The following is a 17514-nucleotide window of genomic DNA, read 5'->3' as shown; positions in this document are numbered from 1 at the left end:
GTTTATCTTGAAAAAATCTAGTACACTAGAAAGTGGAATGGAAACGGATTCACGGGGAGGAACGGATAATGGTAGACAACAGGGAACAACCAACTGCTAACGACTGGAAGCAGCTGGTGACGGATTCATTAAAAGGGAAAGACTGGCGTGTACTGACAACGCAAACACCAGAAGGTATTTCTATAGAGCCTCTTTATTTTGAGCGGACAGACAAGTTGAGAGAACAAGCTTCTACTTTGCATACAATCTGGAATAGTCAGGTAGCGACCTTTACTAAACCACTAGATTCTATAGAAGTGGACACACGTCCTGTACACCGAGAAGGCGCTGACGCTATTACCGAATTAGTGGCGTTTTTAACTGCTGCTCATGATTTTACAGAGACGCATCATCAGTTGCCGTCACAAGTCGGATTCGCAGTAGATACGCATTTCTTTATGGAAATTGCAAAGTTACGAGCGGCACGTCTTGTTTGGCATGCATTTTGTCATGCGCGAAAAGTAGAACCAACGACTTTACATATATATGCGGAAACATCACTCCGTTCGTATTCACTTTACGACCCACCTGTTAATTTGCTTCGTAGTGCAAACAGCGCATTTTCTGCAGTCATCGGAGGCGCTAATGCGGTCGCAGTTTATCCATATGACGAATTGACAGGAGCTACAGCTACAAGCGAGCGCCTCGCAGAAAATGTTGTCGAAGTCATTCGTCATGAAAGTTTTGTAACGGCTGTCCAAGACCCTTCAGCAGGAGCATACGCAGTTGAGAGTTTGACAGATCAATTGGCCAATGAAGCCTGGACACTATTTTTACAAACTGTTGAGCTTTCTGTTGAAGAACGCGCACAGTGGTTTGCAGATCGTGCACAAGCATCGTTTACTTTCCAGCTTGAGCGTCTTGCGAAACGCAAACAAGCATTGATTGGAACAACATCGTACGCAAACCCTGTAGATGTCGCAGGTACTAGTGTGTCTGATCATGGCTATAAGCGTCTTGCAGAACCATTTGAGAAACTAAGAAATGAGTTACACTCCTACAGTGATAAAGTTGTTATCATTCAAGCCGGAGAGTATAAAGCATCCAAAGCGCGAGTAGATTATATCAAAGGTGTGCTTTCCGTCTATGGCTGGGATGCACAAGTCATCGATGTAGAAACGTTCCATCAGGTACATGATGCATACGTATATGCAGTAGTTGCAGGAACAGATGAAGATAGTGAAGCCTTTGTAGAGAGTGGACACTCTTTTGAGGGAACACTGAACGTTGCAGGCAATCATCCAAAGCTTGCGGCATGGAGAGAATACGGAGTGCAAGGAGCGATTTATGCTGGACAGTCACTTCTAGAAAAAGGATCAGAACTTGTTGCAGTCTTCAAAGGTCAGGGGGAAGTCAAATGACAATCAAAACAAACGAAGGAATCTCTATCAAGCCTGTCTACACAGAAGCGGACCTACAAGCAGTGAAGCATGTGAATGATTTCCCTGGAATGGTGCCATTTACCCGTGGACCGTATCCAACGATGTACGTTACAAAACCATGGACGGTTCGTCAATACGCAGGATTCTCAACAGCTGAAGAAAGTAATGCGTTTTATCGTCGTAATTTGGCGATGGGGCAAAAAGGACTTTCTGTAGCATTTGACCTTGCGACGCACCGCGGATATGACTCGGATCATGCACGTGTAAAAGGAGACGTAGGAAAAGCCGGGGTTGCCATTGACTCAGTGGAAGACATGAAAATCTTATTTGATGGAATTCCATTAGATCAAATGTCTGTTTCGATGACGATGAACGGAGCAGTTCTTCCAATTCTTGCATTTTTCATTGTGACCGCGGAGGAACAAGGCGTTACTCCTGAGCAGCTAACAGGAACGATTCAAAATGACATTTTGAAAGAGTACATGGTTCGTAATACGTACATCTATCCACCTGAAATGTCGATGAAAATCATTGCGGATATTTTCGCATTCACATCTCAGCACATGCCAAAATTCAATTCGATTTCAATTTCCGGTTATCACATGCAAGAAGCAGGGGCGACTGCGGACATCGAGCTTGCCTATACACTCGCAGATGGACTGGAATATGTGCGAACAGGTTTAGCGGCAGGTATGGACATTGACCGCTTTGCACCCCGCTTATCGTTCTTCTGGGCAGTTGGCATGAACTACTACATGGAAGTAGCCAAGATGCGCGCTGCTCGTCACATCTGGGCGGAGTTACTTGCACAGTTTAACCCGAAAAACGAAAAATCATTGGCACTACGCACGCACTCGCAAACGTCGGGTTGGAGTTTAACAGAGCAAGATCCATTCAATAACGTGACGCGCACACTTCTTGAAGCGAATGCCGCAGCAATGGGGCATACGCAATCTCTTCACACGAATGCGCTGGATGAAGCGATTGCACTCCCTACAGACTTCTCTGCGCGCATTGCACGCAATACGCAACTGTTCTTACAAGAAGAAGCAAAGATGACGTCTATCATTGATCCTTGGGGCGGTTCTTACTATGTAGAGTCCCTTACAGATGAATTAATCAAAAAAGCATGGGCGCATATCGAAGAGATTGAGGGTCTAGGTGGAATGGCTAAAGCAATTGAAACAGGTCTTCCTAAAATGAAGATTGAAGAAGCTGCTGCAATTCGCCAAGCTCAGATTGATTCGAAACAGGAAAAAATTGTCGGTGTCAACTATCGTAGATTAGATAAAGAAGACCCAATCGATATTTTAGCAATTGACAATACAGCTGTACGAAAATCTCAAATTGAGCGTCTTGCACATGTTCGTCAGACTCGCGATGAAAAAGCTGTCCAGCAAGCACTAGTTGCTTTAACAGACGTTGCGAAGTCGGGAGAAGGCAACCTGTTAGCATATGCTGTGGAAGCTGCGCGTCACCGGGCGACTCTTGGAGAGATTTCCGACGCAATTGAAGAAGTGTCCGGTCGTCACAAAGCAATTATTCGTTCCATCAGTGGCGTGTACAGCTCCAATTATTCAGAAGCACAAGAAGTAGATGACGTGAAACAAATGGCAGAAGATTTCTTAGAAAATGAAGGTCGACGCCCGCGAATTATGATTGCTAAGATGGGACAAGATGGACATGACCGTGGCGCGAAAGTAATCGCGACAGCATTTGCAGATCTCGGGTTCGACGTTGATATGGGGCCACTGTTCCAGACACCTGAAGAAACAGCGTTACAAGCTGTTGAAAATGATGTACACGTGATTGGTGTTAGTTCACTCGCTGCAGGGCACTTAACACTTGTACCGGAATTAAAAGAAGAATTGAAAAAGCTTGGCCGTGAAGACATTTTACTCGTCGTCGGCGGCGTTATTCCAAGTCAAGATTACGCATTTTTACTCGAAAACGGAGCATCCGCTATTTTTGGACCGGGAACAGTTATCCCCGTCGCTGCTCAGAAAGTGATTGAAGAAATTTACCGTCAACTTGGCTATGAAGAAACCGGAGTTTCTTCATGAAAAAATTTGTAAAAAAAATCGATAAACCAATTGATGTGGCGCAACTTGCGGATGATATCTTAGCAGGTTCCCGCATCGCCCTTGCAAAAGGAATCACATTGCTTGAAAGCCAGCGCAATCAAGACCATGAGCTAGCCCAGACGCTCTTACAAACCGTTCTCCCGAAATCTGGACAATCTCTACGAATTGGGATTACCGGTGTGCCGGGTGCAGGGAAAAGCACGTTCATTGAAACGTTTGGCAAAATGCTTTGTGATGAAGGCCACCGTGTGGCAGTTCTAGCCATTGATCCTACTTCTTCCCGTTCTGGTGGAAGCATTCTGGGTGATAAGACGCGGATGGAGCAACTCGTCAAAGAGCCCAATGCTTTTGTCCGCCCTTCGCCTACTTCAGGAACGCTAGGCGGTGTTCACAAGAAAAGTCGAGAGACCATGCTGCTATGTGAAGCTGCTGGGTTTGATATTGTGCTGATTGAAACAGTTGGGGTCGGCCAATCCGAGACGACTGTCCGTGGTATGACCGATTTTTTCTTGCTTTTGACGTTAACCGGCGCAGGAGATGAGTTGCAAGGGATGAAAAAAGGGATTATGGAGCTTGCAGACGCCATTGTTGTGCATAAAGCAGATGGACCGAACGAAGCATTTGCGAAAAAAACCGTTGCGGAGTATAAACAGATTTTGCATTTTATCCAACCTGCGACGGAAGGATGGACACCAAGAGCTCTACCGGTATCTTCGTATAAGCGAACGGGATTAGAGGATGTCTGGTCGATGATTCAAGAATTTCAACAAATGACGAATGAATCGGGACGATTTGCAGCGCGGCGTGCGTCGCAACAACGGGAATGGTTTCAAAACTCCGTGACGGATGAACTTGTACGTCGTTTCTTTTCAGATGGGACAAAGAAGCAGAAGATGAAAGAGCTTGAGAAGCAAGTGGCAGACTCCAAACTTACCATTGAACAAGCACTCGCTAAACTTTTTACTTCTTAAAGTGACCAAAAGTCTGATACAATACAGCTATAAAGGAGTGTTTACACGATGAATATGGATTTTAACCTATATATGAATGAAATCGTTACAACAGCACGTAACGAGATGGACGCAGCAGGCTATGAGCAATTACGTACACCTGAGGATGTGGACCGCGCTTTAGAACGCCCGGGTACGACTCTTTTCATGGTGAATTCAGTATGTGGATGTGCGGGCGGTATTGCACGTCCAGCAGCAACACATGCAGTACACTATGATCGTCGTCCAGATCACTTAGTGACAGTATTCGCAGGACAAGACAAAGAAGCAACATTCTACGCACGTGATAAGTTTGGCGACGAGCATTTGCCATCTTCTCCATCTTTCGTACTTGTAAAAGACGGACAGATGGTAGCGGAAGTAGGCCGTCATGAAATTGAAGGCCACGACCCGATGAGTGTGATTGCAAACTTGCAAGGTTTATTTGAAGAACACTGCGAAGAGTATTAAGTGAAGTAGGACTATTTGAAAAGCGTTGAAGTCTCTATTTATGAGGGGCTTTAGCGCTTTTTCTAGTTTAGGAAACTGAGCGGTCGTTCATCGGCTGAAAGTGAAATTTATTCTACCCAAATCACGATTTATTCTACCGAAATCAATTTTAATCTACCGAAGTCAAGTTATGGAAACTAATTTCTAATGTGTATGCCAAGAATCAACGTCAATAACCAAAAAAAGTATCTCCTCTTTAAATATTTAGAGGAAATACTGATTTTTTAGTAACAATAGCTATTGCCAATGATGAAATCGAGTTGCAAACGCCAGAAACACGCTCCGAAATCCGTCGCACCCGCAAAGGCTGGAATACGCCTTCACCTGCACGCCGGATTTCCTCGGAGTTTCTAGATCGCCGTTCTCCACATCTTAAAGTAAGAAACTTAACCCAAAAACAAACGTCGATAATAACATTGTAATGATCATCAAGTAAATAATAACTTTTCGAAAGGTTTCATTTCGCATCCAAACATCGCTCCTCTAGTTGACTACCCTTATTTTATCAGACACAAAAGAGGTAGCCAACCTTTTTTGAAATCGCTACAATAGAAGATAAGTGTGAAAGGGGATGACGAAGATGAAAAAAGTCGATCACATTGGAATTGCGGTTCATTCAATTGATGAAGCGCTTCCATACTATATAGAAACATTAGGGCTTCCACTGCTGAAAGTCGAAGAAGTTCAAAGTGAGCAAGTGAAAGTGGCCTTCCTTGATGCGGGCAACTTGAAATTGGAATTACTCGAACCATTATCTGAAAGCAGTGCCATCCATGGCTTTTTGGAAAAGAAAGGTCCAGGCATGCACCATATTGCGTTTGGAGTAGAATCTATTCAAGCTAGACTGAATGACTTGAAAGACAACGGGGTACGTCTCATTCAAGAACAACCGAAAGTGGGAGCAGGTGGAGCACTAGTTGCATTTATCCATCCAAAATCTTCTCACGGTGTACTTTATGAACTTTGCGAAAAACAGTCGGAGGCGAAAAACTAATGGATATGTACGATAAAATCAATGAATTGTATGACCGAAAACGCACGATTGAACTTGGCGGTGGCGATGAGCGCATCGAAAAACAACACGAAAAAGGCAAATTAACTGCGCGCGAGCGAATCGATTTATTAGTCGATGAAGGTACATTTGTAGAGTTAAATCCTTTCATCAAACACCGAACAACCGACTTTGGCATGGACAAGCTTGAAGGACCTGGAGATGGAGTTGTCACAGGGTATGGTAAAGTCGCTGGGAAACCAGTCTATTTGTTCTCACAAGACTTCACCGTATTTGGCGGTGCGCTTGGAGAGATGCATGCACTTAAAATTGCAAACGTAATGGATCTTGCAGCGAAAAATGGAGCGCCATTCATCGGACTCAATGATTCTGGCGGGGCTCGTATTCAAGAAGGCGTAGTTTCACTTGATGGATATGGTCAGATTTTCTATCGCAATGCGATCTATTCAGGTGTTATTCCTCAAATTTCTGTCATCTTAGGCCCATGTGCGGGTGGGGCTGTCTATTCGCCTGCAATCACTGACTTTGTGTTTATGACAGATAAAACAAGCCAAATGTTTATCACTGGACCTAAAGTAATCGAAACAGTTACTGGCGAAAAGATTTCCTCAGAAGACCTGGGTGGTTCAAAAGTACATAACACAATCAGTGGGAATGCGCATTTCCGTGGTGCTACAGAAGAAGAAGTGCTGGCAGAAGTACGAAAATTGCTTACATACTTGCCACAGAACAATGAAGAAAAGACGCCAATCATGGAAACACAACCAGAATCGGATGAGCGTCCAGACCTTGCTGATATCGTACCGTTTGAAGCAATTCGTCCGTACGATATTCGCCGCGTTCTTGAGCAAGTGGTCGATGCCGATTCGTTCTTAGAAGTGCAATCTGAATTTGCGCGGAACATCGTAGTTGGGTTCGCACGGATTAAAGGCGAAACGGTCGGACTGATCTGTAACCAACCCAAAGTGATGGCTGGAGGACTTGACATCGATTCATCCGATAAAGCTGCGCGCTTTATCCGTTTCTGTGACTCATTTAACATTCCACTCATCACATTTGAAGATGTGACGGGTTTCTTCCCAGGCATCAAGCAAGAGCACGGAGGGATTATTCGCCACGGCGCGAAGATCCTATATGCGTACTCAGAAGCAACCGTTCCTAAAATTACAGTTATCTTACGGAAAGCGTATGGCGGTGCATACGTAGCTTTAAATTCAAAATCTATCGGAGCCGACGTTGTATTTGCTTGGCCAAACGCAGAAATTGCCGTAATGGGACCAAATGGTGCAGCGAACATTATATTTGCGCGTGAAATCGCAGGAAGTCCAGACCCAGAAGCAACGCGTGCTGAAAAAATCGAAGAATACCGCGAGAAATTTGCGAATCCTTACGTAGCAGCATCTATGGGTATGGTAGATGACGTCATCGATCCACGTGAGACACGTATCAAACTTATTCAAGCACTCGAGATGATGCGCACGAAAAAAGAAACACGGCCAAAGAAAAAACACGGAAATATCCCGTTGTAAGGAGAGACGCATGACACGACTACTCGAAGAATTTATTGAACTTGTTGAAATTCCATCAGAGACTGGAAATGAACAAATCATTGCACCCGTCTTAAAGACAAAACTTGGAGACTTAGGATTTACCGTTCTAGAAGATGATGCAAAAGAAAAAACAGGCTTCGGTGCTGGAAACTTGATTGCAACAAAACCAGGAGACGCAGCATTACCAAAACTATTGTTCTCCGTGCACATGGATACCGTGACACCAGGGGTAGACATCAAAGCAGTACGCGAGGGCGACCGCATCGTGTCTGAAGGTGAGACGATTCTTGGAGCAGATGACAAAGCGGGAATTGCAGCACTTTTTGAAGCGTTACGTCGCGTGAACGAATCGGAAGCACACCATGGTCAGTTGCAAGTGGTTATCACCGTTGGGGAAGAGAGTGGCTTAGTTGGGGCAAAAGCACTGGACCCATCTCTACTCGATGCTGATTTTGGTTATGCACTCGATAGCGATGGAGAGGTTGGCGGTATTGTCGTTGCAGCACCTTTCCAAGCAAAGCTCTGGACGACCATCACCGGAAAACCGGCACACGCTGGAGTAGCACCTGAAAAAGGGATTTCAGCAATTACAGTCGCAGCAAAATCCATCAGTGCGATGAATCTAGGACGTATCGACGAAGAGACGACAGCGAACATCGGTCGTTTTGAAGGTGGAAAGGCGACGAACATCGTCTGTCCGGAAGTCCATATCTTATCAGAAGCCCGTGCACTGACAGAAGAAAAAGTAAATGCCCAGGTGAAGCATATGGTTGATACATTCGAGACGACTGCAACGTCGCTTGGTGCGTCGGCAGAGACGAAGACAGAATTGATGTATCCAGGATTCTCTTTCAGTGAACAAGATGAAGTGGTCAGCTACGCGAAACACTCATTTGAAGCACTTGAAATTCCAGTATCCATCAAACGGAGCGGAGGCGGAAGTGATGCCAATGTATTCAATGGACTTGGGATCCCGACAGCTATCTTATCTGTTGGCTATGAAGAAATCCATACGACAAACGAGTCGATGCCAATCGCTCAGCTAGAAAAGCTTGCAGATGTTGTGACACATCTAATCAAACGCTAAAGGAGGAAAGCATATGGCCGAACAGGCGAGAATTTTGTTTCATCTAGATATGAATAGTTTTTTCGCTTCTGTTGAACAGGCCTATGATCCCACTTTGAAAGGGAAGCCAGTCGCAGTGGCCGGCAACCCAAAAGAGCGTAAAGGTATCATCATCACGTGTTCCTATGAAGCACGAGCTTACGGGATTTATACAACAATGCCCGTTTGGGAAGCGAAGCGCAAATGCCCTTCGCTTCTTTTCGTTACACCAACATTTGAGCGCTACAGAATCGCCTCACAAGCCATGTTTGCTATCTTGCGCGACTATACCTCCCTCGTTGAACCGGTTTCAATTGATGAAGGGTATGTAGATGTCACAGATATCGTAGAAGGGGCACAGGCTATCAAACTCGCGCATACGATTCAAGATCGAATCAAGCGAGAGCTAGACTTGCCATGCAGTATTGGTATTGCGCCAAATAAGTTTCTAGCAAAGATGGCGAGTGGTATGAAAAAACCCATGGGCATTACGATTTTACGCAAACGCGATGTTCCCCAAGTACTATGGCCACTTGCAGTAGGAGAGATGCATGGTGTTGGTGACAAGACAGAAAAAAAGCTAAATGACAAAGGCATCCAAACAATTGGGGATCTTGCCCGTTTATCTGAAAAACAGGTACAAGAAATGCTTGGTCAACACGGCGAAAAACTATGGAGACGCGCACATGGAATTGACAGACGGCTGGTGGATCCTGACTCAGTCTATGAGCGGAAAAGTGTTGGGAACTCAAAAACGTTGTCCATTGATGAAACATCCAAACTAGCGCTTTTTGCACACATCGACCAACTCTCGACAAAAGTGGCAGACCGTTTAAAAGAAAAAGGCTACGTCGGCTATGTGGTGAACGTTCAAGTGCGCTACCACGACTGGCAGAACAAGTCGAAAAGTCGCACATTTCGAGAATCCATTTATAAAAAAGCTGATATCGCAAGAATTTCCAAGCAGCTGTTTACAGAACTTTGGAACGAAGAGCCTGTTCGACTTGTTGGAGTGACTGTACAGGATTTAAAAGAACCCGGTGAAATCACCGAGCAGTTGACATTTGAATCGTATGAACAAATTGCTAAAGAAGAGCCTGTCCGAAATCTTATAGAAGATTTGCAGAAGAAATACGGGAAAACAAGCATTCAAAAAGGAATTAAACTAAAGAAGAACACTGGCTCTACATCAAGTTTTAGTAAAGACTTTTTAAACGATCATAGGCGAAAGAAGGACGATTGAATGGAACTACTTTTTCTTGGGACCGGTGCAGGTATGCCGTCTAAACAACGCAATACGACCTCTATTGTTGTCAATCTCGTGGAAGAACGGGGCACATACTGGCTGATTGATTGTGGAGAAGCAACGCAGCATCAGCTTTTGTATACGTCACTAAAACCTCGGCGCATCGAAAAGATATTCATCACACACATGCATGGAGATCATATTTACGGTTTACCCGGCCTACTTGGATCACGCTCGTTCCTTGGTGGTACGGAAAAACTCACGGTATATGGGCCACGCGGAATCGAAGAGTATATCCGGTTGTCACTCAAACTTTCTCGCACTCACTTGACGTATCCACTTGAAATTATTGAAATCGAACCGGGTGTGGTGTTTGAAGATACGGAGTTCCGAGTCCTGACAGAACGATTGGATCATGTCATTCCGTGTTATGGATTTCGTATTGAACAGAATGATCAGCCTGGGACATTGTTAATGGAAAAAGTACGTGAACTTCACGTGCCGAGAGGTCCACTACTTGGACGGTTAAAAGCAGGGGAGGATATCGTGCTAGAAGATGGGCGAGTAGTCAAAAGTGGAGATGTTACTTCACAACCGAAACCAGGATTTACAGTTACTGTTCTAGGTGACACGCGTTTCACTGAATCCTCTATTGCACTTGCTAAAGAGGCGGACATCGTCGTGCATGAAGCAACGTTCGACGATACAGGGAAGAAAATGGCACAAGACTATGGGCACTCGACGTTCCGACAAGCGGCACAAGTGGCAAACGAAGCGCAGGCGAAACATTTAATCGTAACTCATATCAGTGCACGGTTTACAAATGAAAACGAGCCGTCTCTTTTAGCGGAACTAAAAGAGAGCGGCTGTCCATCTTTTATTGCGTCTGATTTTATGCATTACAAACTGCTGCGCGATGGCAGCATTGAATCTTTTACAACTTCCCCTAAATGAGCAGATTGTGTACAGGCTGCTTCAATGCCTTTTACAATCGCCGTATCGAGACCTAAGTCTTTCATTTGTTTCAGCCCAGCTTCTGTCGTCCCACCAGGACTCGTCACACGCTTTCTTAGTGTGGCGGGTTTTTCATTTGTCTCTTTCAGCATTGCTACAGCTCCATCTAATGTTTGTAAGATCAGCGCGTTCGCTTGCTCTTGTGGTAAACCGATTTTCTGTGCAGCACGTTGCAATGCTTCGGTGACAAAGTAGATGTAAGCAGGTCCGCTTCCTGATAACGCAGTCACGGCATGCATCTGGTCATCCTTCATTACCTCGACAGTTCCAATTGCTTCAAACAATGCTTTTACAAAGTGTAAGTTCGATTCTATAACTGTAGGCGTGTGACTCATAACCGTAGCACTTTTCCCAATAGTAGCGGATGTATTCGGCATAATACGCACAATTGGATGGCCAGGAAAGGCATGAGTCAAGACCTCTAAATCAATACCAGCTATCACCGACAATACAGTTACATGCTTTGGGAGCAGAGGCTGAATCGCCTGGAAGGCTTGCTGAGCATCTTTTGGCTTCATCGCAAGCACAACATAATCTGCATCCTCTAAGCATGTTGGATGATCTTTCATGAGCTCAATTTTGTATTTTGTTTGTAGGTCTGTGAGCGCTTGATCATCACTCTTATTGGTCACGTACAACGAAAGAGGAGGAAGTTTGGGAGAGTTCACCCACCCGCTAATAATCGCTTCTGCCATTGCACCAGCTCCAAAAAACACAATCTTCATGGAAAACGCCTCCTCAAGTATAATGATTCGAATTATAGAGTTGTCCGTCTAACTTGTCAATGCTACTAGTGACGTCATATTGCATTCATAGTACACTATGAATAACCATTCATTTTAGGAGGCCCAAAATGATTCATACACTAACACTTCCGACTCCTTTTGCTGTTGGAGATGTGCACAGCTATTTGCTTAAAGGGGACTCCTTGACACTTTTTGATGTCGGTCCAAAAACGGAACAAGCTAGGCAACTACTAGAGGCCCAGCTGAAAGATCTAAACGTGGCTCCAGCTGATATCGAACAAGTCGTGTTAACGCATCATCATCCAGACCATTCCGGTTGGACAGAGCTTTTTGAGAATGCCTCGTTGCTGGGTCATGCATACAATGATGTGTGGTTTAAACGAGATCAAGCATTTTTTTCCTATCACGACGATTTCTACCTTGAACAATTAAAAGAGGAAGGCGTTCCAGAACACTATCATCAATGGATTGAAAAGATGAGACGGCCAATCCAATTGATGGGAAATCGTCCTTTAGATGGTATTCTTCAAGACGGTGAAAAGTTACCAGGACATCCAGACATCATGGTGCTCGAAACACTTGGACACGCCCAAAGTCAATTATCTTTTTACAATGAAAAGACAAACTGGATGATCGGTGGGGACCACGTGATTGCACATATTTCTTCGAATCCATTGATTGAACCACCCCTCTTAAAATCATCCGGACGACCGAAAGCATTGTTGCAGTATAATGCTTCTTTAAAACGTATGCTCGATTATCCGGTAGAGCAAATCTACAGTGGGCATGGAGATGTTGTAAAAGATGTGCACCCGCTCATTACATACCGCCTCGAGAGACAGCATCAGAGAGCGATGCACGTCCAAACTTTGCTAGGAGATGAATCACTCTCCATCTTTGAATTGACGAAGCGTCTCTTTCCAAAAGTTTACGAAAAAGAACTTGGATTGACCCTGTCTGAGACAATCGGGCAAGTCGACTATCTTTCGGATCTTTCACTAGTAGAAGAAGTGACGAGTGAAGGGGTGATTTATTATCGTAATGCCTAAAAAAGTACTAGTGACAGGCGGTACTAGTGGTCTTGGTCTCTACGTCACGCATCAACTAGTAAAAAGAGGATACAAAGTGACGGTAACAGGGCGTAATGCAGAGGCACTTGCTGATTTACAAACAGTCGGAGTTCGTGCGGTGGCATGGAATATGACGCTGCAACATGAACAGACAGACTGGCCACTTGAATTACTTGAAACAGATTATGATGTTGTGGTCATCAATGCGGGGGTGGGATTTTTTAAAACACACGACACGCTAACACCTGAGGAAATTCGTGAAATGCTAGTGATCAATGTAGAGCTACCGATGTTGCTTGCTCGCTACCATAGTCCGTTCATGCAACAAAAGAACAAGGGGCTGTTACTTTTCATCGGTTCACTAGCAGGTCGAATGGCCTCACCTAAAGCAAGTGTGTATGCTGCCTCAAAACACGCGTTAACTGGTTACGTTCAAGGTCTTCGCATGGAGCTGATGGACTCAGGAGTGGACGTTAGTATCGTGCAGCCAGGACCAATCGATACACCCTTTATCGATAAAACAGATCAATCAGGTGGTTATAAAAAAGCGCTAGGAAAACACATTCTCTCAATTGAACAAGTGGGAGACATTGTCATGCAGCAGCTTGACTCTCCAAAAGGAGAAGTACTGGTACCTGGTCATCTTGGTGCGGGTGCAAAGCTTGCGCAACTTGCCCCGCTGCTATTTGAACGGTACGGTAAACGCATATACGCAAAAAAGTAGAGAGCCGAGGCCCTCTACTTTTTTTATTTCAACCCAATGGTTGCTTTAACATCGACTTCGGCATATTTTTTCAAATCAGCACGTTGCCCAACGAGTGTTCCGATCCATCCTCCTAAGAAACCAGCTGGCACGGAAACAAGTGCAGGGTTTGTAAGAGGGAAGAGAGGTTCACCAGTGAATAGCATCGACCCATCTGCCGCCCATAAGTTCGGGCTTAAAATTACAAGGACAAGTGCTGTCACAAGACCTGTAACAATAGCAGCCAGTGCACCTGTTGTTGAGAAACGCTTCCAGTAGATGGTGTAAATAATCACCGGCAGGTTAGCGGATGCTGCAATACAGAAAGCAAGAGACACAAGGAATGCAACGTTCATGTTTTGAGCGCCAAGTGCCAAAATAATCGAGATAACAGAAACTGCGATCGATGCACTACGTGCTGCAATCATCTGCTCTTTTTCAGTCACTTTTCCTTTTTTAATGATTTGTCCATACAGGTCATGTGCAAATGCAGAGGCGCCGGAAAGCACAAGCCCTGCTACTACAGCTAAGATGGTTGCAAATGCGACAGCCGATACAAAGGATAGCAACAAGTCGCCACCGAGTGCTTCTGCAAGGAGAGGAGCTGCCATATTTCCAGCTGCATTTGCTGCTACAATCTGTTCAGAACCTACAAATGCCGCTGCGCCAAAGCCCAGGAAAATCGTCAAGATGTAGAAAATTCCTACAATCCACGTTGCATAGACGACAGAACTGCGTGCGGTTTTTGCATCTTTTACTGTAAAGAAACGCATCAAGATGTGCGGTAGCCCTGCTGTACCTAGTACAAGGGCAATCATCATAGAGATTGTATCAATTCCATTTGTATAGCGAACACCTGGGTGTAAATATGCTTCCCCGTGTGCTGTCGCTGTTTTCATCTCCGAGAACATCCCTAAGATGTTGAAGTTGAATTTCCAGAGAACGAGGAAAGAGATCACAACTGTTCCGACCATCAAAAGAACAGCTTTGATAATCTGGACCCAGCTGGTTGCAGCCATTCCACCGAACAATACATAAATTGTCATCATAGTACCGACAATCAAAACAGCAATCCAATAATCAATGCCAAGAAGTAATTGAATAAGTGCACCGGCACCTACTAACTGTGCAATCATATAAAAAAGTACGATGGTGATTGTGCTGACCGCTGCTGCGCCCCGTACTTTTTTCTGATTGAAGCGCGCAGCAATCATATCAGCAAGTGTGTAGCGACCAAGATTTCGTAATGGTTCCGCTACGATGTATAAAACAACAAGGTAGGCAACCAAATAGCCGATGGAGAAGAAGAATCCGTCGAAGCCAAATAATGCAATAGCTCCTGCAATTCCTAAGAAAGACGCGGCCGATAAGTAATCTCCGGCGATGGCGATTCCATTTTGCCATCCTGTCAGGCCACCTCCTGCAGTATAGAATTCACTGGCAGAGTTCGTGCGCTTTGAAGCAAGATATGTAACGTATAAGGTCAACCCGACGATAGCAACGAAGAAAAAGATTCCTACTCCACTCATCGTGTCACCTCACCAACTGCATCTTCTTTGATCTTTTCGGCCTCTTTATCAAAGCCATTTGCTTTTTTAACGTAGATCATGCAAAGTGTCCAGGTCATAATAAACAACAGGAATGAATAAATCCATACAAGTGAAATATCACCAATTACAGGGGTGTTTAAAATCGTCGTGTACGAAGTCAGGATGGGCAATGCTAGATACGCTGTTAAAAAGAAAATCGAAATACCTACTATGAATTTGTTTTTTCGTTTCTTGAGAGATTTGAAGTTATTCTGTTCAGAAATCTCTTCATATGGATACTCTCGGGTGTAACCGCTTTCTTTGATAGGTTCCATAAACTGCCTCCTTTTCTATAATGATTCAGTATAATGAATAATTAATCAGAAAACAATGAATAGTTCAAAAACAGAACCTTCTACTTACTTTGAATTCAAGGGTTGGTGCTATAGGCCGATATTACTAAAAAATTGCAATAAAAAACCCTCACAACCATCATGTGAGGGAAAGAACTTAAAAACCGCGTTCGTAGGCTTTTGGCGGTACGACAGAACCTGTTAATTGTTCTTGTGCATGAAGGGCCCAATATGGATCACGGAGTAATCCGCGACCAATTGCAACAAATTCTGCATCGCCTTCTGCAATTACTTTTTCTGCTAAGATTGCATCTTCTAAACGCCCTACAGCAATCACAGGAAGTTCGAAAGCTTTTTTATACGCACGTGCAAACCCAACTTGGTAACCAGGTTCATTCGATGGCTTTTTCTGTCCAGGAGGTGCTTCACCACCACTTGAAATATGAAATACATCCACGCCTGCTTCTTTATAACGTTGTGCAATGTCTAGTGCGTGCTCCAAATCATAGCCGCCATCCATATACTCTATCGCTGACATCCGGAAGATAAGCGGCATGTCTGCTGGCATGACCGATTTGACTGCTTGAATCACTTCGACTCCAAAGCGGGCAAGGTCAATTCCATACTCATCCTGACGCTTGTTGATAGCTGGAGAATGGAACTGGTGGATCAAATACCCATGTGCGCCGTGCAGCTCAATCGCATCATACCCAGCTGCTATCGCGCGTTCAGTTGCCTTTTTAAATTTGTTTACCATCTCGTGTACTTCTTCCGTCGAAAGGGAACGAGGGGTTTTCCAGTCCGCATCCGTTGTTACGGGAACTGTAGAAGAGGAGACCGGTTGTACAGCATCTGTTGCTTTGCGTCCAGCGTGTGCAATCTGGGCGGCAATTTTTGCTCCATTTTTCTTTACACAGGAAACAAGGCGAGCATGTGATTCAATATGTGCATCGTCCCATAATCCTAAATCACGATTTGTGATGCGTCCGTCTGGTTCGACATCTGTCATTTCGACGATAACGAGCCCGACGCCGCCGACCGCACGCGATGTGTAGTGCACAAGATGCCAGTCCTCAGGGTGACCATCCTCTGCCTCAACAGAATACTGACACATTGGTGCCATGATCACTTTATTTTTAAGCTCGAGTTTACCAAGCTTTGCAGGTTCAAATAATTTCGACATATCTCATCACCTTTCTCGGGTATGTTGTTATTATTCCGCATTCTATGAACTTTTTCAAAGATTAGCTACCGAATTTTCAGAAATCACTTATAATAGGGAGAAACTGGAGGTGTCTGAATGAAAGTGCAGTTAAATAACATCCCGAAAAAAGAAAATACGTTATCAAAAGAAGACTATAAGGTGGAACTGAAAAAACTACAATATCATCTGTTAAGTTTGCAACTCACACTCCGCAAACAGCAAGTCGGTTTGATTTTTGTATTCGAAGGAATGGACGCTGCAGGAAAAGGCGGCGCCATCAAACGATTAACAGAGCGACTTGATCCCCGTGGATTTATCGTGCATCCCATTTCTGCATCTCGTCCACACGAAAAACGGTATCATTATATGCACCGCTTTTGGCGAAAATTGCCGATGCATGGACAAATCAGCATTTTCGACCGCTCTTGGTACGGCAGAGTATTAGTGGAACGCATCGAGAAATTTGCAACGAAGCAAGAATGGAAGCGTGCATATAATGAAATCAATGAGTTTGAACGGCTATTGAGTGATGAGGATTATATTCTCGTCAAATACTGGCTTCAAATTTCAAATGATGAACAACTCAGCCGCTTCATCAAACGAAAAAACGATCCTTTCAAACAGTGGAAATTAACAGACGAAGATTGGCGTAATCGGGACAAATGGGACCAGTATGTAAAAGCAGCACAAGACATGTTGGAAAAAACCGATTCAGAGCACGCCCCATGGTTTGTTGTGGCAGCTGATGACAAAAAACATGCACGGTTGCAAGTTTTGAAGAAGGCAATTGATACCATCGAAGCGGAATTGTCTCGCCGTGGAATCGAGTTTCCACCGATTCATGACAAAGAGCTGTCACAAATTATTGGTGAATAAATAATTAAAGTGTTGTATTTTTATAACCTCCATGCTAGTATATGCATATTGATAAATCATTAT

General features: G+C 44.4%; 17 protein-coding genes. 12 read left to right on the top strand and 5 right to left on the bottom strand.

The annotated features are described in order from the left end of the window. Positions 1-68: 68 nt before the first annotated feature. The 4 genes from ACF3OH_RS07135 to ACF3OH_RS07120 are packed head-to-tail and all read left to right on the top strand — an operon-like array spanning position 69 to position 4965. Positions 69-1400, top strand: a complete 1332-nt coding sequence (locus ACF3OH_RS07135) for a methylmalonyl-CoA mutase family protein (RefSeq protein WP_392453862.1) — start codon at positions 69-71, stop codon at positions 1398-1400. Further along, positions 1397-3484, top strand: coding sequence for a methylmalonyl-CoA mutase (gene scpA, locus ACF3OH_RS07130; protein ID WP_239584758.1), 2088 nt, complete (start codon positions 1397-1399; stop codon positions 3482-3484). Before ACF3OH_RS07135 ends, scpA begins: the two co-directional genes overlap by 4 nt. Beyond that, the gene (gene meaB / locus ACF3OH_RS07125) at positions 3481-4476 is read left to right on the top strand and encodes a methylmalonyl Co-A mutase-associated GTPase MeaB (RefSeq protein ID WP_392456654.1); all 996 of its coding nucleotides are present in this window, start codon (positions 3481-3483) and stop codon (positions 4474-4476) included. Before scpA ends, meaB begins: the two co-directional genes overlap by 4 nt. A gap of 48 nt (positions 4477-4524) precedes the next feature. Then, a complete protein-coding gene (locus tag ACF3OH_RS07120) occupies positions 4525-4965 on the top strand; it encodes a BrxA/BrxB family bacilliredoxin (protein ID WP_392456652.1) in 441 nt (146 codons plus the stop codon). 411 nt (positions 4966-5376) lie between these two features. Here the strand turns inward: ACF3OH_RS07120 and prli42 are convergent, their stop codons facing one another. After that, positions 5377-5472: a stressosome-associated protein Prli42 gene (gene prli42 / locus ACF3OH_RS07115; RefSeq protein WP_165767453.1), complete on the bottom strand. Its 96-nt coding sequence runs from the start codon at positions 5470-5472 to the stop codon at positions 5377-5379. 112 nt (positions 5473-5584) lie between these two features. Here prli42 and mce point away from each other — a divergent pair, with 112 nt between their 5' ends. The 5 genes from mce to rnz are packed head-to-tail and all read left to right on the top strand — an operon-like array spanning position 5585 to position 10871. Further along, positions 5585-5998, top strand: coding sequence for a methylmalonyl-CoA epimerase (gene mce / locus ACF3OH_RS07110; protein ID WP_204589294.1), 414 nt, complete (start codon positions 5585-5587; stop codon positions 5996-5998). Beyond that, positions 5998-7545 carry an acyl-CoA carboxylase subunit beta gene (locus ACF3OH_RS07105; RefSeq protein ID WP_204589293.1) on the top strand — a complete coding sequence of 516 codons (1548 nt, stop codon included), beginning with the start codon at positions 5998-6000 and terminating at the stop codon, positions 7543-7545. The genes mce and ACF3OH_RS07105 overlap by 1 nt, the downstream gene beginning before the upstream one ends. Before the next feature lie 10 nt (positions 7546-7555). Beyond that, on the top strand, positions 7556-8653 hold the full coding sequence (locus tag ACF3OH_RS07100) for a M20/M25/M40 family metallo-hydrolase (RefSeq protein WP_392456649.1): 1098 nt from the start codon (positions 7556-7558) through the stop codon (positions 8651-8653). A 13-nt stretch (positions 8654-8666) separates the two neighbouring features. Beyond that, a complete protein-coding gene (locus ACF3OH_RS07095) occupies positions 8667-9914 on the top strand; it encodes a DNA polymerase IV (RefSeq protein ID WP_392456646.1) in 1248 nt (415 codons plus the stop codon). Continuing rightward, positions 9915-10871, top strand: a complete 957-nt coding sequence (gene rnz / locus ACF3OH_RS07090; RefSeq protein WP_392456644.1) for a ribonuclease Z — start codon at positions 9915-9917, stop codon at positions 10869-10871. Here rnz and proC read toward each other — a convergent pair. After that, a complete protein-coding gene (gene proC, locus ACF3OH_RS07085; protein ID WP_392456641.1) occupies positions 10817-11656 on the bottom strand; it encodes a pyrroline-5-carboxylate reductase in 840 nt (279 codons plus the stop codon). The two genes, rnz and proC, sit on opposite strands and share 55 nt — an antisense overlap. Before the next feature lie 128 nt (positions 11657-11784). Between proC and ACF3OH_RS07080 the strand changes: the two genes are divergently transcribed. Then, positions 11785-12726: an MBL fold metallo-hydrolase gene (locus tag ACF3OH_RS07080; RefSeq protein WP_392456637.1), complete on the top strand. Its 942-nt coding sequence runs from the start codon at positions 11785-11787 to the stop codon at positions 12724-12726. Beyond that, positions 12719-13471, top strand: coding sequence for an SDR family oxidoreductase (locus tag ACF3OH_RS07075; protein ID WP_204589287.1), 753 nt, complete (start codon positions 12719-12721; stop codon positions 13469-13471). The genes ACF3OH_RS07080 and ACF3OH_RS07075 overlap by 8 nt, the downstream gene beginning before the upstream one ends. Positions 13472-13494: 23 nt before the next feature. On the opposite strand, the gene ACF3OH_RS07070 is transcribed toward ACF3OH_RS07075, so the two are convergent. The 3 genes from ACF3OH_RS07070 to ACF3OH_RS07060 all read right to left on the bottom strand — a co-directional run bounded on the left by ACF3OH_RS07070 (position 13495) and on the right by ACF3OH_RS07060 (position 16554). Then, positions 13495-15018, bottom strand: a complete 1524-nt coding sequence (locus ACF3OH_RS07070) for a cation acetate symporter (protein ID WP_392456634.1) — start codon at positions 15016-15018, stop codon at positions 13495-13497. Then, positions 15015-15353, bottom strand: coding sequence for a DUF485 domain-containing protein (locus ACF3OH_RS07065; protein ID WP_204589285.1), 339 nt, complete (start codon positions 15351-15353; stop codon positions 15015-15017). The genes ACF3OH_RS07070 and ACF3OH_RS07065 overlap by 4 nt, the downstream gene beginning before the upstream one ends. Positions 15354-15528: 175 nt before the next feature. Further along, entirely contained in the window at positions 15529-16554 is a 1026-nt protein-coding gene (locus ACF3OH_RS07060; protein WP_204589284.1) for an NADH:flavin oxidoreductase/NADH oxidase, read from the bottom strand. 117 nt (positions 16555-16671) lie between these two features. On the opposite strand from ACF3OH_RS07060, the gene ACF3OH_RS07055 reads away from it, so the two are divergent. Next, the gene (locus tag ACF3OH_RS07055) at positions 16672-17451 is read left to right on the top strand and encodes a polyphosphate kinase 2 family protein (RefSeq protein WP_392456632.1); all 780 of its coding nucleotides are present in this window, start codon (positions 16672-16674) and stop codon (positions 17449-17451) included. The last annotated feature ends 63 nt before the right edge of the window (positions 17452-17514 follow it).

The sequence above is a fragment of the Chryseomicrobium aureum genome (assembly GCF_043182735.1).
Classification (GTDB): Bacteria; Bacillota; Bacilli; order Bacillales_A; family Planococcaceae; genus Chryseomicrobium; species Chryseomicrobium aureum.
The sequence above is the reverse complement of the archived record's forward strand: the minus strand, read 5'-3'. Positions and strand labels throughout refer to the sequence as shown.

What these genes read in the sequence shown, in the direction of transcription:
- ACF3OH_RS07070 (WP_392456634.1), bottom strand. Translation starts at nt 15,018, where the DNA reads ATGAGTGGAGTAGGAATCTTTTTCTTCGTTGCTATCGTCGGGTTGACC.
- ACF3OH_RS07105 (WP_204589293.1), top strand. Translation starts at nt 5,998, where the DNA reads ATGGATATGTACGATAAAATCAATGAATTGTATGACCGAAAACGCACG.
- scpA (WP_239584758.1), top strand. Translation starts at nt 1,397, where the DNA reads ATGACAATCAAAACAAACGAAGGAATCTCTATCAAGCCTGTCTACACA.
- ACF3OH_RS07080 (WP_392456637.1), top strand. Translation starts at nt 11,785, where the DNA reads ATGATTCATACACTAACACTTCCGACTCCTTTTGCTGTTGGAGATGTG.
- rnz (WP_392456644.1), top strand. Translation starts at nt 9,915, where the DNA reads ATGGAACTACTTTTTCTTGGGACCGGTGCAGGTATGCCGTCTAAACAA.
- mce (WP_204589294.1), top strand. Translation starts at nt 5,585, where the DNA reads ATGAAAAAAGTCGATCACATTGGAATTGCGGTTCATTCAATTGATGAA.
- prli42 (WP_165767453.1), bottom strand. Translation starts at nt 5,472, where the DNA reads ATGCGAAATGAAACCTTTCGAAAAGTTATTATTTACTTGATGATCATT.
- proC (WP_392456641.1), bottom strand. Translation starts at nt 11,656, where the DNA reads ATGAAGATTGTGTTTTTTGGAGCTGGTGCAATGGCAGAAGCGATTATT.
- ACF3OH_RS07135 (WP_392453862.1), top strand. Translation starts at nt 69, where the DNA reads ATGGTAGACAACAGGGAACAACCAACTGCTAACGACTGGAAGCAGCTG.
- meaB (WP_392456654.1), top strand. Translation starts at nt 3,481, where the DNA reads ATGAAAAAATTTGTAAAAAAAATCGATAAACCAATTGATGTGGCGCAA.
- ACF3OH_RS07075 (WP_204589287.1), top strand. Translation starts at nt 12,719, where the DNA reads ATGCCTAAAAAAGTACTAGTGACAGGCGGTACTAGTGGTCTTGGTCTC.
- ACF3OH_RS07055 (WP_392456632.1), top strand. Translation starts at nt 16,672, where the DNA reads ATGAAAGTGCAGTTAAATAACATCCCGAAAAAAGAAAATACGTTATCA.
- ACF3OH_RS07100 (WP_392456649.1), top strand. Translation starts at nt 7,556, where the DNA reads ATGACACGACTACTCGAAGAATTTATTGAACTTGTTGAAATTCCATCA.
- ACF3OH_RS07065 (WP_204589285.1), bottom strand. Translation starts at nt 15,353, where the DNA reads ATGGAACCTATCAAAGAAAGCGGTTACACCCGAGAGTATCCATATGAA.
- ACF3OH_RS07120 (WP_392456652.1), top strand. Translation starts at nt 4,525, where the DNA reads ATGAATATGGATTTTAACCTATATATGAATGAAATCGTTACAACAGCA.
- ACF3OH_RS07060 (WP_204589284.1), bottom strand. Translation starts at nt 16,554, where the DNA reads ATGTCGAAATTATTTGAACCTGCAAAGCTTGGTAAACTCGAGCTTAAA.
- ACF3OH_RS07095 (WP_392456646.1), top strand. Translation starts at nt 8,667, where the DNA reads ATGGCCGAACAGGCGAGAATTTTGTTTCATCTAGATATGAATAGTTTT.